The sequence below is a fragment of the Brevundimonas sp. FV1ps31S genome (assembly GCF_058681265.1).
Map to the genome: position 1 here is coordinate 3,722,054 of NZ_CM178735.1, position 14,739 is coordinate 3,736,792.

Consider the following 14,739-nt stretch of genomic DNA (forward strand, 5'->3'; position numbering starts at 1 on the left):
CGAAACAATTTTGCCCGACGGTCCAGCTTCTCAAATTTCAGTGCCTTAACCTCAAAAACCACCCTCTGAATATCCGCGTTCGGAACCGGGCTTACACTCGCGCCCATGACCGATGAACCCGATACCCAATCCGATCTCTGGCTCCGCATCCGCCACGACTTTCAATCCGGTGAAGCCGCCGCCGTCGTGCCGAACGTTACGGGGTGTCGGAGCGCTCCGTGCAACGCCACGCCGCCGCCGGGGGATGGCGACGCCAGGACCAGAGGCGCGACCCGGCGCGCGAACGCCTGGTCCGCCGCGGCGTCGTGCCGGACTTCTCCCTTCCGCCGGGCGACACGGAGCTGGAAAAGGCCCGGCTGGCGCATGAGAAGGACCTCTTCACCCTGCTGGTGGACCCCCAGCCCGCCGAACTGCGCCGCTACGCCTTCAAACAGGCCTGCGAGGCGGCGGCCATGCGGCGACCGGCCGAGGCGGCGAGCTGGATGCGGCTGGTCGTGCTCAGCCAGCGCACCGGCCGGACCCTGGAGCAGGAGGCCGGGCCGTTCCGCGACACCGACCATATCCTCGCCGCCTTCCTGGAAGCGACCAAGGCGGTGGAGGCGGTAGACGCCCTGGTGGCCGCGACGGCCGAAAGGGCGTCCGGCGTCTCAGGGCCTCCGGACGACGCGCCATGAGACTGCATGGATTTGGCGGTTTGGCGGTTTGTCACCCTGTTTTTACGACACGCCGCTGCATTCGCCGGCAGGAACGGTCGGCGGACCATCCCCAGGCCCGTCCCCAGTTTCCTCAATCCAAACCACAAGATGTAGCGGGTAGGACAATTTGTGATCACCAAATAGGTGATTTCCGACTTGGCGCCGGGCGCGTCGAGTCGCATGGTGAACCCCTCTCCGGAATCGCTCTTTCAGGTCCAGTTCGATGAACGCCATCACCCCGATCATCCGCCCCGACCGCGCCGGTCTTCTGACCCCGTCCGCCGCCTACAAGCCGTTCCGCTATCCGTGGGCGTTCGACATGTGGAAGAAGCAGCAGCAGGTCCACTGGATGCCGGAAGAGGTGCCGTTGGGCGAGGACGTCAAGGACTGGGCCTCGACCCTGAACGACAATGAACGCAATCTGCTGACCCAGATCTTCCGCTTCTTCACCCAGGCGGACATCGAGGTTCAGGACAACTACATGGAACGCTACGGCCGGGTGTTCAAACCGACCGAAGTCAAGATGATGCTGGCCGCCTTCGGCAATATGGAGACCATCCATATCGCCGCCTACGCCCTGCTGCTCGAGACCATCGGCATGCCCGAGAGCGAGTTCGGCGCCTTCATGGAATATGAGGCCATGCGGGACAAGCACGACTATATGGGCCAGTTCGGCGTGGATTCAGACGCCGACATCTGCCGGACCCTGGCCATGTTCGGCGGGTTCTCGGAGGGGGTTCAGCTGTTCGCCTCCTTCGCCATGCTGATGAACTTCCCGCGCATGAACAAGATGAAGGGCATGGGCCAGATCGTCTCCTGGTCGGTGCGCGACGAAAGCCTGCACTGCGAGGGGATCATCAAGCTCTACCACGCCTTCAACCAGGAGACGGGGGCCGTCACCAAGACCGTGGCCGACGACATCGTCGACTGCTGCAAGACGGTGGTGAACATGGAGGACAAATTCATCGACCTGGCCTTCGAAATGGGCGCGGTCGAAGGCATGACCCCGGACGACATCAAGCAGTATATCCGCTTCATCGCCGACTGGCGCCTGCGCCAGCTGAAGCTGCCGGAAGTCTATGGGGTCAAGGAAAACCCGCTGCCCTGGCTGCAGTCCCTGCTGTCGGGGGTCGAGCACGCCAACTTCTTCGAGGCCCGCGCCACCGAATATTCCAAGGCGGCGACGCAAGGGAACTGGCACGGCGCCGACGGCGTCTGGACCGAGTTCGACCGGATGATGGCCCGCCGCGACATGAGCCTGGTCGCCGGCTAATCCCGTTTATGGCTGCGGCCTGACCCAGGCGGGTCGGGCCGTGCAGGCCTCGCGGAAGCCCGACTGGCACAGCCGCACCTGCTCGCGCCAGGCCGCATAGTCGCGGTCATACTGGTCCTGGGCCGCCCGGGTCGCCTGGGCCGCCGCCCGGGCCTGATCCTCGATCTGGCGGACCTCGAGCTGGTGACGGGCCAGGGCCGCGTCATATTCCAGCCGGGCCGCCGCGTCGGCCCGGTCGGCCAAGCTGTTCTGGGCCGCGATCTCGGCGTTCAGGGCCCGGGTCAGCCGCAGTTCTTCCTCGGTCTGTTTGGAGTCTTCGGCCCGGTGATAGGCCTCGCCCCGCGCCCGCTCCATCGCCTCGCGCGCCGCCGGGTCGTTGGGATCGGGCAGGGCCCGCTGGTCGCGGTAGGGGTCGGGGGCCGCCTGAGGGCCTGCCTGCACCGGCGCCGCCGCTAGCAGGGCGCAGATCAGGGACGCGCGGATGATCATGGATATCTCCAGGGTTCGGACCCAGCTTGGCCTTTGCAAAGCTCCGCCGCAACAACGTCCTCGTGACGAAAAGGTGGCGCCCGGCGCGGCTTCGGGTCATGGTTCAGGTCCTCTCTGACGTCATCCCCGCCACCGAGCCCAAGCCATGATCCTAAGCACCTCGTCCGGAGACTTCCCCATCCCCGCCGAAGTGGCGCGCCAGCTGCCCAACATCCCACCCCTGCCTGATCCCGCAGCACCCAACGCCAAGCTGCAGATCGAGGACTTCCGCCACTGGCTGGACGCCTCGCCGGAACACGCCATCAACTATGAACGCCTGCGCCGCTGGCATCTGGTCCAGGACGAACTGGCCGCCCAGGCCAAGGCGTCGAACCGGCCCTTCGTCGTCTCCGACGACGGGCTGGAATAGGGATCAGATCTAGGCGGGCAGCCGGAGCTCGAAGACCGCCCCGGCTCCTTCGCTGGGGACAAGCCTCAGCTCGCCGCCGTGCAGGGCCGCCAGTTCGCGGGATATCGTCAGGCCCAGACCCGATCCGTCGGAACTCTTGGAGCTGACGAAGGGCTCGAACAGCCGCTCGGCCAGGCGTGGCGGAATGCCCGGCCCGTCGTCGGCGATGCGGACCACGCAGAAGCCGTCCTGCCCGAAGGCGCTGACGGTGATCGCCCCCTTGCCCCGCCGCTCGGGCGAACGCCCCGCATCGGCCTCGATGGCCTGCCGCGCGTTGCGCATCAGATTGACCAGGATACGATACAGCTGATCCGGATCGGCCTCGACCGCGAACCGGGCGGGCAGTTGCTTGACCAGCCGCACCCCCTCCGGCTCCAGCCCCGCATCCTCGGCCGCCAGGGTCAGGGCCTTGGTCAGGACCACGCGGGTCTTCTGGGGCGCCGGCTCCTCGCTGCGGCCATACTCCAGCACATTGCGCGACAGGCTTGCGGCCCGGCTCAGCGCCCGCTCCAGTCGAGGCAGGGCCTTGGCCACCTGCGGATCCGCCGAGGTCGCCAGCCGTTCGGACGCCATCTGGGCCGAGGTCAGCATGTTGCGCAGGTCGTGGTTGATCTTGGCCACCGCCTCGCCCAGGGCGACCAGCCGCGCGCGAGAACGCAAGGATTGACGGACCTCCTCCTGCATCCGCGACAGCTCGCGCTCGACCCGGCCGATTTCGTCATGCCGGTCGGAGGGCGCCTCAGCCTCGCTCTCGGGGTCGGCGGCGAACCGCTCCATCGACCGGGTGACGCGCCGCAGGGGCCGCAGCACCAGCAAGGCCAGACCGCCATAGAGCAACGCCCCGGCCGTCAGGGACACCAGCAGGGACACCAGCAGGCTGTTGAGCAGGAAGGATTTCAGCTCCAGTTTCAGCGGCTGGGCCGGGGTGACGATCTCGATGAAGTCGCCCGAGCGATAGCGCGGCTTGGCCTGGACGCGTAGCGACCGGTCCGGGTGGCCAAACAGGGTGCGCCAGGGATCGGTCAGCCGCGCCCAGCTGTTTTGCTGGCGCAGGTCGATCAGCTCGGGCGCGCGCGGCAGATTGGGGGCCTGCAGCAGCAGCCTGCGCACCCCCTGTTCGGTCAGGGCCACGGCCTGGACGCCGCCGATCCGCATAAGCTCGGCCGCCGTATCGTCCTCGACCGCGCTGTAGGGCAGGGCCTCGACCCCGACCGAGGCCAGTTCGGCGGCCTGGAGCCGGTCGCGCAGCCAGCGCTCGTGGAAGGCGGCCAGATTGGGCCCCATGATCAGGGCCTCGACCGCCAGGGTGAAGGCCACGGTCAGCAGCAACAGCCGGGCCGACAGGCCGTCGGGCGCGCGGGGCCGCAAGCGTTCGCGCCAGGTCTCCACCGCCTCGGGCGACAGTTTCAGCGCCGCCGCCGCCTTGTCGAACAGAGGGCTCATGCCGGGGCGGCCTCCGCTCGTCGGGCGCGGATCATCTGGACCAGTTTGATGCCGATGGGCAGCAGCAGCGACAGGAAGACCACCCCCATCAACGGCCAGAAGAACTGGCGCAGCAGCATCGGCAGGTCCGGCCGCACCCCGGCCCGCAGCAGGTCGCCCAGCTGCGATCCGATCCAGGTGTAGATAAAGGTGGAGGGCAGCAGGCCGATGAAGGTGGCGATCACATAGGGCCGCAGCGGCACCGCCATCATGCCCGCCGTGGCGTTGACCAGGACGAAGGGCACGCTGGGGATCACACGCAGGGTGAACAGGGTGGTGAAGGCGTTGCGGTCGATGCCCTTGGCCAGCCGATCCATGAAGCCGGCGTCGGCCTCGAACTTGGCCCGCAGCCAGGTCCCGATCGAGGTGCGATAGACAGAATAGATGACGACCGAGCCGATTGTGGCGCCGCTGGCCTGGGCCAGGGCGCCGACATAGGGCCCGAACATCATCCCTCCCAGCAGGGTCAGAAAGACCGGCCCGGGGATGGTGGAGGCGGTGGCGAGGGCGTAAACGGCGATGAAGGCGACCAAGGCGATCCACCAATGGGTCTGGGCGTAGGCTTGGAGATTCAGCCCGTGCTCGCGGATAAGATCCATCGATAGACAGCGGTTCCAGCCCAGGGCGAAGAAGGCGACCACCAGGCCGGCGATGACCGCCAGCGGCAGCAATCGCAGGCCCCATTCCTTCGCCGTTCGTTTCGCCATACGCGCTTCATTCCCGAAATGCCGTCCGAGCGTTGACTCACGCGGACATGCGACTTATACGCCCGCCCTTCCTGCGACGGACGCCTCTTGCCCCGTCGCCCAACCTTTTAACGTCAGGAGCCGACCGTGAAGCGGACCTATCAGCCGTCGCGACTCGTGCGCAAGCGCCGTCACGGCTTCCGCAGCCGGATGGCCACCAAGAACGGCCAGAAGATTGTTGCGCGCCGTCGCGCCAAGGGCCGCAAGCGCCTGACGGCGTAAGCGGCTCTCGCGTCCGGAGCCAAGGACGCATGAGCGACCCTTTACAGATCAAACGTCTGTTGCGGCGGCCCCAGTTCCTGGCGGCCGCCAAAGGCGTTTCCGAGGCGCGCGGCGGCGTGGTGATCCAGAGGTTGGAGCGCGGCGACGGTTCGCCGCACATCGGCCTGGGCTTCACCGCCACCCGCAAAATCGGCGGCGCCGTGGTGCGAAATCGCGCCAAACGCCGGCTGCGCGAGGCTGCGCGGGCCATGTTGCCCGTGTATGGCGTGCCCGGCAGCGACTATGTCTTCATCGCCCGCATGGGCACGACCGAGCGTGCGTGGGACCGTCTGCTTGACGACGTGAAATCGACGCTTACAAGGCTGGCGACACCGAGAAACGATCGGGGGGCCGCCCGGCCTTCGCCCGCCCCCGCCCCCTCCGGCCAGGACCGCCCGAATCCATGAAAAACGAGAACTCGCGCAACACGATCATCTTCATCGTGTGCTCGGCCCTGATCCTGGGAATTTACTGGTTCACTGTGCTGCGTCCGCAGGCCGAGCGCCGCGCCGTCCAGCAGCAGGCCCAGGCCGAACAGTCGCAGACGGCCGAGAACGCCGCCCGCACGGCCTTGAGCCCGCAGGGACCGACCTTCGTCACCGACCGCAGCCAGGCGCTGAGCACGGCCGCACGCGTGCCGATCCAGTCGGGCACGCTGAAGGGCTCTCTTTCGCTGCAGGGCGGCCGCATCGACGACCTGTTCCTGACCGACTACAAAGAGACGCAGGACAAGCCCGAGCCGGTCGAGCTGTTCCGCCCGCAGGGGATGCAGAACGCCTATTTCGCCCAGTTCGGCTGGACCGGCCCCAATGTGGTCGGCGGCGTGCCGGGACCGAACACCGTCTGGCGCCTGACCGCCGGTTCGACCCTGACGCCGACCAGCCCGATCACCCTGACCTGGGACAACGGCCAAGGCCTGCGGTTCACCCGCCTGGTGTCGGTCGATGACCGCTATGTCTTCTCGGTCAAGGACACGGTCCAGAACCTGGGAACCCAGGCCATCACCATCGCCCCCTACGGCAGCGTTCAGCGCCAGGGCGTGCCGCCGCTGGCCGGTTCGTCCCACATCGTCCACGAGGGCGCCATCGGCACCTTCGGCAAGCCGGGCGCCTATCGCACCGAGCAGAAGAAGTACAAGGACTGGCTGAAGGAGCCGCGGATCGAGAACGCCTCGACCGGCGGCTGGCTGGGCATCACCGACAAATACTGGCTGGCGGCCCTGCTGCCGCAACAGAACGAGGCGGTCGAGACCGAATTCCGCGTCCGCGACGTCAACGGCGGCCAGCAGCTGGAAGCCAATATCCTGGGCGCGAGCCGCACCATCCAGCCGGGCGCGACCGCGACCGAGACCCAGCGCCTGTTCGCCGGCGTCAAGCGGGCCGAGGTGCTGAAGACCTATGAAGAGAGCCTGGGCCTGCCGCGGTTCGTCTATGCGATCGACTGGGGCATGTTCTGGTTCCTGACGCGTCCGATCTTCTGGATCCTGGAGAACGTCTATGGCCTGGTCGGCAGCTTCGGCGTCGCCATTCTGGCCCTGACCGTCATCGTCAAGCTGGTGATGTTCCCGCTGGCCAACAACGCCTACGCCAGCATGTCCAAGATGCGGAACCTCCAGCCCAAGATGGAGGAGATCAAGAAGAAGTTCAAAGACGATCCGCAGAAGCAGCAGCAGGAGACGATGGCCCTTTACCAGAAGGAGAAGATCAATCCGGTCGCCGGCTGTCTTCCGCTTCTGCTGCAGATCCCGGTCTTCTACGCCCTGTACAAGGTGCTGACCGTCACCATCGAAATGCGTCACCAGCCCTTCCTGGGCTTCATCAACGACCTGTCGGCGCGCGACCCGTCCGTGGTGTGGAACCTGTTCGGCCTGATCCCGTGGGATCCGGCCAACCTGCCCCTGCTGGGCGCCCTGCTGGTTGGGCCGCTGGGCATCGGCCTGCTGGCGGTGGCCTATGGGCTGACCATGTGGCTGCAGACGGCGATGAACCCGCCGGCGGCCGATCCGGTCCAGCGCCAGATCTTCCAGTTCATGCCGCTGGTCTTCACCTTCATCATGGCGCCCTTCGCGGCGGGCCTGCTGGTCTACTGGGCCTGGTCGAACATCCTGACCATCCTGCAGCAGTATTACATCATGCACCGCTACAAGGCGGAGAACCCGATCGACGACTTCATCGCGCGCATCCGGAAGACGAAGGCCGCGTGATCGACGAAACCGAGTTCACCCCTGAGGACATCGAGGCCGCGCGGATCCTGTTCGCGCGGCCAGCGACCTTCATCATGGGCGCCGCCAAGATCGAGCAGCTGCCCGATCCTGACCTGCCCGAGATCGCCTTCGCCGGTCGCTCGAACGTCGGCAAGTCCAGCCTGATCAACGGCCTGGTCGGCATGCACAAGCTGGCCCGCGCCTCGAACGAGCCGGGCCGGACGCGCGAGGTCAACTTCTTTGACCTGGACGGACGGATGCGTCTGGTCGACCTGCCCGGCTACGGCTGGGCCAAGGCGTCCAAGACCACGGTGAAGAAGTTCCAGGATCTGGGCCGCGACTATCTGCGCGGCCGGGTGACGCTGAAACGGGTCTATCTGCTGATCGACAGCCGTCATGGGCTGAAGAGCGTGGATAAGGAGGCGCTGGACGCCCTGGACTTGGCCGCCGTCAGCTATCAGATCGTCCTGACCAAGGCCGACAAGCTGAAGAAGGGCGAGGGCGAGGTCGTTCAGGAAGCCACGCTGAAAGCCATCTCCAAACGCCCCGCCGCCTTCCCGGTCGTGGCCCTGACCTCGTCCGAGAAGGGGTTGGGCCTGCCCGAACTGCGCGCCGAGATCATGCGCACGACCGGCGCGACGATCGACTGATATCTTTCGTCATCCTCCGGCGAGCGTAGCGAGACCGGAGGACCCAGCGGCGCCGCAGGCGATGTTTCCGCCGGGGGATCCTTGAAGACCGAATCCGCGACAGGTTCGCGCTCACGCGCGCCGCTGGGTCCCCCGGTCTGCGCCGCGAAGACGCGGCTTGCCGGAGGATGACGAAAACAGGATCGCACGAAAAAGGCCCGGAGATCGCTCTCCGGGCCTTCTTCGTTTCAGGCTGTGGCCCGCCCTACTGGGCCGGAGCCGCCGAGCGGACCTCGACCGGCAGGCCCAGGGCGTCGAGCTGGGGCTTGACCACCGAGGCGTCGCCGACGACGACCCAGACGAAGCGCGACGGGTCGAGGGCGGTTCTGACCGCCGCATCCATCTGCGCCGCCGTCAGGGCGTTGGTGCGGGCGGCGACCGTCTCGGGATAGTCGTCCGGACGGCCCAGCATGTCGTTGCCGCGCATGGCGCCCAGAACCGCCCACGAGGTCTCGTAGCTGCCGGCCAGACGACGGGTGTTGCCGTTGACGGTGCGCTCCAGCTCGGCCGGGGTCACACCCTTGCCACCCTTCAGGAAGTCGTTGAACTGGGTGTTCAGCGCGGCGATGGCGGGGCCGGTCTGGTCGGCCTGGACCGGGGCGGTGACCAGATAGGGGACGCGTCCGGCGAAGCCGGCGGCCGAGGCGTTGACCCCATAGGACCAGCCCTTGGTTTCACGAAGGTCGGTGTTGATGCGCGACAGGAAGTCGTTGCCCAGCACATTGTTGGCCGCATTGAACACCAGCAGGTCGTCCGTGCCCCGCGCCGCCAGAACCTCGCCGCCCAGGATGTAGGACTGGGGCGATTGCGGCCGGTCGATCAGCACGATCCTGGACGTGGTGGCGGGGATCGAACCGGAGAAGTCCTTCATGCCCTTGGCGACGGCCGGGGCGGTCCAGCGGCCGAACTCGGCCTCCAGAACCGGGGTGATTTCCGACAGGGGCTTGTCAGAGACCACGAAGATCTTGGCGTTGTCCGGTCGGATCCACTCGGCGTAGTCGGCGCGGATATCGGCCTCGGTGATCGACTTGACGCTGGCTTCATCGCCATTGCCGCTGAAGGGCCGGCCATAGGGGCTGGACGCGCCGTAGATCAGTTCCGGCAGGGCGCGGCTGGCCAGGGCGGCCGGCTGGGTCCGTTCGGCGGCGATGCGTGACAGGCGGGTGGCGCGCAGACGCTCCAGCTCGGACGCGGCGAAGGCCGGGTTCTTGACCACATCGGCCAGCAGGGCCACCGATGGCTGCAGGTTCGGCGTCACGGCCGAGAGCTGGACCACCGAACGGTCCATCGAGGCGCCGGTCGAGATGGTGGCGCCCAGGGTTTCCTGGGCCTCGGCCAGCTGGGTCGCATTCAGGGTGCGGGTGCCCTCGTCCATCAGGTCCAGCATCAGGCTTTGCAGGCCCAGTTTCGACGCGTCGTCGGCGGCGAGGCCGGCGTCGAAGTCGATGGCGATCTTGGTCGCGGGCACGGCGTCACGCTGGGCGTAGACCACCTCGACGCCGTTCGACAGGCGGGTGCGCTGGACCGACGGGAAATCGACATTGGCGACTGCGGCGATCTCGGGCTTGGGCATGCGGGCCACGCGCTCGATCGGTGGGGCCGGGGTGTGGTTGGCCCCCGACGGCGCCTCGGCCGCCTCTTCATAGGCTTCGCGTTCGCCCGGCAGGGTCGTCAGCGTATAGGCCGGACGGGTCAGCCACTTCCGCATGGCCGTCTGGACCTGGGCGGGTGTGACCGCCGCATAGGCCTGAAGCTCCTTCTTGTAGTGTTCCGGATCGCCGGCGTAGAGCTGGCCCTCGGCTAGGGCGACGGCCTTGCCGCCGAAGCCGCCGACCTGTTCCAGCCCCTGGACGGTGCGCGAGACATACTGGGTCTTGACTCGCTCCACCTCGGCGGCGGTCGGACCGTCGGCGATCAGGCCATTCAGGATCTCGCGGGCGCGGGCCTCGACAGCCGCCGGGTCCTGGCCCGGTTTGACGTCGATGGTGATCTCGAACATGCCGACGCGGTGATAGGCGCCGTTGGAGGCGCTGACCGAGACGGCGCTCTGCTCGCCGCGCACCAGGGCGTTGTCGAGGCGTGAACTGGCCAGGCCGCCCAGCACCGAGGCGCCGACGCTGAGGGGCACGGCGTCCGCGTCCAGCATGCCGGGAACAGCCCAGCTGATCTCGACCCGGGCGTTCGAGACGCGGTCCTGGGTGGTTTCGCTGATCGGGGCCGGCAAGGTCGGGACAGCGGCCTGGGCCGGGGTGTTGACCGGACCGCGCGGGATGGGGCCGAAATATTTCTCGGTCAGTTCACGCGCCTTGGCGGGCGTGATGTCGCCGGCCAGGACCAGCACCGAGTTGTTCGGGCCATAGTTGGAACGGAACCAGTCGCGCACCGTCTCCATCGACGCGGCGTCCAGATCGGCCATCGAACCGATGGTCGAGTGACGATAGGGATGGCCTTCGGGGAACAGGGCCTCCAGTTGCTTGTACTGGTTCAGGCCATAGGGCTGGTTGTCGCCCTGGCGTTTCTCGTTCTGGACCACGCCGCGCTGCAGATCGAGCGTCTCCTGGGTGATGGCGCCCAGCATATATCCCATGCGGTCGCTTTCCATGAACAGGGCCTGTTCCAGCGCCGGGGTCGGGACGGTCTCGAAATAGTTGGTGCGGTCGAACCAGGTGGTGCCGTTCATGTCCGTCGCGCCCATGTTGCGCATCGGGGTGAAATAGCTGCCCGGCGCATTCTCGGACCCGCCGAACATCAGGTGTTCGAACAGGTGGGCGAAGCCGGTCTTTCCGGCCGGTTCATCCTTGGACCCGACATTGTACCAGACCGACACGGCCACGACCGGGGCCTTGTGGTCCTCGTGCACCAGGACGGTCAGGCCGTTCTCGAGGGTGAACTTGGTGTAGGGAATATCGACTTCGGCGACCAGTTCGGACACCGGCGCGGCCTGGATCGCGGGCGCGGCGGCCAGAGCGGGGGACGCCTGAACCGGTGCGGCGGGCGCCGAGGCCCAGACCGGAGTGGTGACCGCCAGAAGGGCGGCCGCAGCGACGAGGGAACCTGTGCGGCGCATGGAAGACATCCTTGGGTTACAGTTGGATCGGACCATAACGACGGTCGGTGCGCTGGCAACGCGACCCATTGAACATGAACAAAGCTTCATGTTCGCGCGCCCGAGCCCCGGAAAAGGTTGCATCCCCGGACCCCCGGTCTTATGCGCGCGTCAACTCCCCGATCCCTGATGCTGAGTTTACCGAAAGAGCCGCCATGTCCGCCCCCGCCGACAAGCCCGTGAAGAAAGTCGTCCTCGCCTATTCCGGCGGGCTGGACACCTCGATCATCCTGAAGTGGCTGCAGACCGAATATAACGCCGAGGTCGTGACCTTCACCGCCGACCTGGGCCAGGGCGAGGAGCTTGGCCCGGCGCGCGAGAAGGCGCTGAAGCTGGGCATCAAGCCCGAGAACATCTTCATCGACGACCTGCGCGAGGAGTTCGTGCGCGACTTCGTCTTCCCGATGTTCCGCGCCAACGCCCAATATGAGGGCGACTATCTGCTGGGCACCTCCATCGCCCGTCCGCTGATCTCCAAGCGCCAGATCGAGATCGCCCGTCAGGTCGGCGCCGACGCCGTCTGTCACGGCGCCACCGGCAAGGGCAACGACCAGGTCCGTTTCGAGCTGGGCTATTATGCGCTTGAGCCCGACATCCGCGTCATCGCCCCCTGGCGCGAGTGGGAGTTCCGCAGCCGCGAGGCCCTGCTGGACTTCGCCGAGAAGAACCAGATCCCGATCTCCAAGGACAAGCGCGGCGAGGCGCCGTTCTCGGTCGACGCCAACCTTCTGCACTCGTCCTCCGAGGGCAAGGTGCTGGAAGACCCGGCGGTCGAGGCCCCCGAGTTCGTCCACCAGCGCACCATCTCGCCGGAAGACGCGCCGGACGTGGCGACCGTCATCGAGATCGGTTTCGAGAAGGGCGACGCCGTCTCGATCAACGGCGAGGCCATGAGCCCCGCCACGATCCTGACCGCCCTGAATCAGTATGGCCATGACAATGGCATCGGCCGTCTGGACCTGGTCGAGAACCGCTTCGTCGGCATGAAGTCGCGCGGCGTCTATGAGACTCCCGGCGGGACCATCTTGATCGCGGCCCACCGCGGCATCGAAAGCATCACCCTGGACGGCGGCTCCATGCACCTGAAGGACCAGCTGATGCCGAAATACGCCGAGCTGATCTACAACGGCTTCTGGTTCTCGCCTGAGCGCGAGATGCTGCAGGCCGCCATCGACCTCAGCCAGGAAAAGGTCTCGGGCACGGTCAAGGTCAAGCTGTACAAGGGCAATGTCTCGGTCATCGGCCGCGAGAGCCCCAACAGCCTGTACGACCAGGATCTGGTGACCTTCGAGGAAGGCGTTCAGGCCTATGACCATAAGGACGCCGCCGGCTTCATCAAGCTAAACGCTCTGCGCCTGCGCGTTCTGGCCAAACGCGACGCCCGCAAGGCCTAGCGCCAGACCGCCCGAGGAAGCCGATGACCGTCAAGGACCGTCTCAGGATCCATGAGACCCGGCTTCTCTCGGACAACTGGTATGTGCTGAAGACGACCCGGTTCGACTGGAAGCGGCGCGACGGCGTCTGGCAGACCCAGAACCGCGAACATTACGACCGGGGCAATGGGGCGGTGCTGTTGCCCTATAATCCGGCGGCGCGCACCGTGCTGCTGGTGCGGCAGTTCCGGCTGCCGGCCTATCTGAACGGTTACGACGACCTGTTGATCGAGGCGGCGGCCGGCCTGCTGGACGACGCCGAGCCCGAGGTGCGGATCCGCGCCGAGGTCGAGGAAGAGCTGGGCTATCGGCTCGGCGCGGTGCGCAAGGTGTTCGAGGCCTTCATGAGCCCCGGCTCCGTCACCGAAATCCTGCACTTCTTCGTCGCCGAATATGACGCGACCATGCGGATCGGCGACGGCGGCGGTCATCCGGACGAGGGCGAGGACATCGAGGTGCTTGAGCTGACCCTGGATGAGGCCCTGGCCATGATCGCCGACGGTCGTATTCGCGACGCCAAGACCATCCTGCTGTTGCAGCATCTGGCTTTGACGCTTCGGACCTAGGCGCGCCGTTCCGGCCTAGTCGGCGATCTCGGACCGGGCGATCCTGAGGATCGCCCGGCTGCGGTCGTCCGTGACCCAGATCGACCCGTCGGCGGCGACCGCCAGGACCACGGGTGATCCACGCGGCTGGCGACCCGCGACTGTGTCCCAGCCCGGCGTCAGCACCTTGCCGCGCACGCTGGGCGCGCCGGCCGGATAGGGCAGGGCGCCGCGCGGGTAGATGGCGTAGCGTCCGCCGATGTCGGTCAGGGGACGGCCTTGCGCGTCGGTCTCGGCCGCCACGATCCGTCCGGCGGCGCGACGATACCCGTGCCAGCTCATCAACAACCGGCCGCGCAGTTCGGGGAACATCGCCCCCTCGTAATAGATCAGGTCCAGCGGCGCGGCGTGCGGCGGCAAGAGGGCGACCGGTTGGTCGCGCCGGTCGCAGCGGGCCCGGGCCGCGCTCCAGCCCGGCAGGGGCGTCGTCAGATCCACGCAATAGGGCCAGCCGTAATGGCCGCCCTGACGCAGCACATTGATCTCGTCATAGGGATGGTCCGGCGTGGTCAGGTCGACCGAGTTCTCGCCTTGCAGGATCGTCCCCGACCCATGCCGCACCAGGGCGATGGAGTTGCGCAGGCCCGAGGCGAAGACCGTGCTGTCCTCGGCCCACCGGCCATTACCCAGATAGGCGTGGCGCCGCACCTGGGCCGTTTCGGCGCTGTCGGCGCATCCGCCTGAGCCATCGGTGCGCGGCCGACCCCGAACGTCAAGGCAACGGTCGCTGGGCGCCCCGACATTGACCAGCAGGGCGCCGTCGCCGTCGAAGACGAAACTGGACAGGGGATGGCGGTTGTCGTGCAGCCGGTTGTCCGGCAGGTCGCCGATCACCGTCCGCACCGTCGCCGCCGGATCGGCCGCGTCGGGGTCCAGGGTCAGGATTCGGTTCATCTCGGACACATAGATCCGTCCGTCCGGTCCCCGCGCCACCGTGTGCGGCATGGAAAGTCCGTGGGCCAGTCGCCGCCAGCGCGCCGCGCCGTCCGCATCGAACGACAATCGCCAGACCGCGCCGCGTCCCGGTTCCCACCCGCCCAGATCGGTGACCAGCCAGTCGCCGCCGGACAGGGGCAGCAGTCCGCGCGGCATACGGGGGCCGTCAGTCCCCGCGCCCTGCCAGACGAGGCCCAGGCAATAGCCTTGCGCCATCCGCACCGTGGTCGCGGGCCGCCCGCCGCAGTCGCCGTCCACGGCATAGGCGCGCGAGGCGGCGTGGGCGCTGGCCGGAAGGCTCAGCAGGGTGAGCGCGAGGAGCGTAAGCAGGGTGCGGATGGGACGGCGCATGGCCTCTTGGTAAGGCCAGGCT

The 14,739-nt window shown here is 67.2% G+C and carries 14 protein-coding genes; 9 read left to right on the plus strand and 5 right to left on the minus strand.

Annotated features, from left to right (window positions below; translation table 11 throughout):
* Positions 1-218: 218 nt before the first annotated feature.
* Both ACVPT3_RS17825 and ACVPT3_RS17830 read left to right on the plus strand, forming a co-directional pair.
* Positions 219-674: a hypothetical protein gene (locus tag ACVPT3_RS17825; protein WP_492042160.1), complete on the plus strand. Its 456-nt coding sequence runs from the start codon at positions 219-221 to the stop codon at positions 672-674.
* A 244-nt stretch (positions 675-918) separates the two neighbouring features.
* The gene (locus ACVPT3_RS17830; protein ID WP_492042161.1) at positions 919-1,968 is read left to right on the plus strand and encodes a ribonucleotide-diphosphate reductase subunit beta; all 1,050 of its coding nucleotides are present in this window, start codon (positions 919-921) and stop codon (positions 1,966-1,968) included.
* A gap of 6 nt (positions 1,969-1,974) precedes the next feature.
* Here ACVPT3_RS17830 and ACVPT3_RS17835 read toward each other — a convergent pair whose 3' ends face one another.
* Positions 1,975-2,457, minus strand: coding sequence for a hypothetical protein (locus ACVPT3_RS17835; RefSeq protein ID WP_492042162.1), 483 nt, complete (start codon positions 2,455-2,457; stop codon positions 1,975-1,977).
* A 145-nt stretch (positions 2,458-2,602) separates the two neighbouring features.
* On the opposite strand from ACVPT3_RS17835, the gene ACVPT3_RS17840 reads away from it, so the two are divergent.
* Complete coding sequence (locus ACVPT3_RS17840) at positions 2,603-2,866, plus strand: hypothetical protein (RefSeq protein ID WP_492042163.1); 264 nt, start codon at positions 2,603-2,605, stop codon at positions 2,864-2,866.
* A gap of 9 nt (positions 2,867-2,875) precedes the next feature.
* On the opposite strand, the gene ACVPT3_RS17845 is transcribed toward ACVPT3_RS17840, so the two are convergent.
* Both ACVPT3_RS17845 and ACVPT3_RS17850 read right to left on the minus strand, forming a co-directional pair.
* On the minus strand, positions 2,876-4,348 hold the full coding sequence (locus ACVPT3_RS17845; RefSeq protein WP_492042164.1) for a sensor histidine kinase: 1,473 nt from the start codon (positions 4,346-4,348) through the stop codon (positions 2,876-2,878).
* A complete protein-coding gene (locus ACVPT3_RS17850; RefSeq protein WP_492042165.1) occupies positions 4,345-5,094 on the minus strand; it encodes a TVP38/TMEM64 family protein in 750 nt (249 codons plus the stop codon). Before ACVPT3_RS17850 ends, ACVPT3_RS17845 begins: the two co-directional genes overlap by 4 nt.
* 126 nt (positions 5,095-5,220) lie before the next feature.
* Here ACVPT3_RS17850 and rpmH point away from each other — a divergent pair, with 126 nt between their 5' ends.
* Genes rpmH through yihA form a run of 4 tightly spaced genes read left to right on the plus strand, consistent with a single transcriptional unit; the run spans position 5,221 to position 8,247 of the window.
* Positions 5,221-5,355, plus strand: a complete 135-nt coding sequence (gene rpmH / locus ACVPT3_RS17855; RefSeq protein ID WP_003164000.1) for a 50S ribosomal protein L34 — start codon at positions 5,221-5,223, stop codon at positions 5,353-5,355.
* Positions 5,356-5,384: 29 nt separating this feature from the next.
* A complete protein-coding gene (rnpA, locus tag ACVPT3_RS17860; protein ID WP_492042166.1) occupies positions 5,385-5,801 on the plus strand; it encodes a ribonuclease P protein component in 417 nt (138 codons plus the stop codon).
* A complete protein-coding gene (gene yidC / locus ACVPT3_RS17865; protein WP_492042167.1) occupies positions 5,798-7,597 on the plus strand; it encodes a membrane protein insertase YidC in 1,800 nt (599 codons plus the stop codon). Before rnpA ends, yidC begins: the two co-directional genes overlap by 4 nt.
* Positions 7,594-8,247: a ribosome biogenesis GTP-binding protein YihA/YsxC gene (gene yihA / locus ACVPT3_RS17870; protein ID WP_492042168.1), complete on the plus strand. Its 654-nt coding sequence runs from the start codon at positions 7,594-7,596 to the stop codon at positions 8,245-8,247. Before yidC ends, yihA begins: the two co-directional genes overlap by 4 nt.
* A gap of 244 nt (positions 8,248-8,491) precedes the next feature.
* Here the strand turns inward: yihA and ACVPT3_RS17875 are convergent, their stop codons facing one another.
* The gene (locus ACVPT3_RS17875) at positions 8,492-11,353 is read right to left on the minus strand and encodes a M16 family metallopeptidase (protein WP_492042169.1); all 2,862 of its coding nucleotides are present in this window, start codon (positions 11,351-11,353) and stop codon (positions 8,492-8,494) included.
* Between the two features lie 194 nt (positions 11,354-11,547).
* On the opposite strand from ACVPT3_RS17875, the gene ACVPT3_RS17880 reads away from it, so the two are divergent.
* Together ACVPT3_RS17880 and ACVPT3_RS17885 are read left to right on the plus strand one after the other, a co-directional pair.
* Entirely contained in the window at positions 11,548-12,786 is a 1,239-nt protein-coding gene (locus tag ACVPT3_RS17880) for an argininosuccinate synthase (protein WP_492042170.1), read from the plus strand.
* 23 nt (positions 12,787-12,809) lie between these two features.
* Positions 12,810-13,391 (plus strand): NUDIX domain-containing protein, encoded by a 582-nt coding sequence (locus tag ACVPT3_RS17885; RefSeq protein WP_492042171.1) that lies wholly within the window; start codon positions 12,810-12,812, stop codon positions 13,389-13,391.
* 15 nt (positions 13,392-13,406) lie between these two features.
* On the opposite strand, the gene ACVPT3_RS17890 is transcribed toward ACVPT3_RS17885, so the two are convergent.
* Positions 13,407-14,717 (minus strand): PQQ-dependent sugar dehydrogenase, encoded by a 1,311-nt coding sequence (locus tag ACVPT3_RS17890; RefSeq protein ID WP_492042172.1) that lies wholly within the window; start codon positions 14,715-14,717, stop codon positions 13,407-13,409.
* Between the last annotated feature and the right edge of the window lie 22 nt (positions 14,718-14,739).

What these genes read in the sequence shown, in the direction of transcription:
- ACVPT3_RS17830 (WP_492042161.1), top strand. Translation starts at nt 919, where the DNA reads ATGAACGCCATCACCCCGATCATCCGCCCCGACCGCGCCGGTCTTCTG.
- ACVPT3_RS17835 (WP_492042162.1), bottom strand. Translation starts at nt 2,457, where the DNA reads ATGATCATCCGCGCGTCCCTGATCTGCGCCCTGCTAGCGGCGGCGCCG.
- ACVPT3_RS17840 (WP_492042163.1), top strand. Translation starts at nt 2,603, where the DNA reads ATGATCCTAAGCACCTCGTCCGGAGACTTCCCCATCCCCGCCGAAGTG.
- ACVPT3_RS17845 (WP_492042164.1), bottom strand. Translation starts at nt 4,348, where the DNA reads ATGAGCCCTCTGTTCGACAAGGCGGCGGCGGCGCTGAAACTGTCGCCC.
- ACVPT3_RS17850 (WP_492042165.1), bottom strand. Translation starts at nt 5,094, where the DNA reads ATGGCGAAACGAACGGCGAAGGAATGGGGCCTGCGATTGCTGCCGCTG.
- rnpA (WP_492042166.1), top strand. Translation starts at nt 5,385, where the DNA reads ATGAGCGACCCTTTACAGATCAAACGTCTGTTGCGGCGGCCCCAGTTC.
- yidC (WP_492042167.1), top strand. Translation starts at nt 5,798, where the DNA reads ATGAAAAACGAGAACTCGCGCAACACGATCATCTTCATCGTGTGCTCG.
- ACVPT3_RS17875 (WP_492042169.1), bottom strand. Translation starts at nt 11,353, where the DNA reads ATGCGCCGCACAGGTTCCCTCGTCGCTGCGGCCGCCCTTCTGGCGGTC.
- ACVPT3_RS17880 (WP_492042170.1), top strand. Translation starts at nt 11,548, where the DNA reads ATGTCCGCCCCCGCCGACAAGCCCGTGAAGAAAGTCGTCCTCGCCTAT.
- ACVPT3_RS17885 (WP_492042171.1), top strand. Translation starts at nt 12,810, where the DNA reads ATGACCGTCAAGGACCGTCTCAGGATCCATGAGACCCGGCTTCTCTCG.
- ACVPT3_RS17890 (WP_492042172.1), bottom strand. Translation starts at nt 14,717, where the DNA reads ATGCGCCGTCCCATCCGCACCCTGCTTACGCTCCTCGCGCTCACCCTG.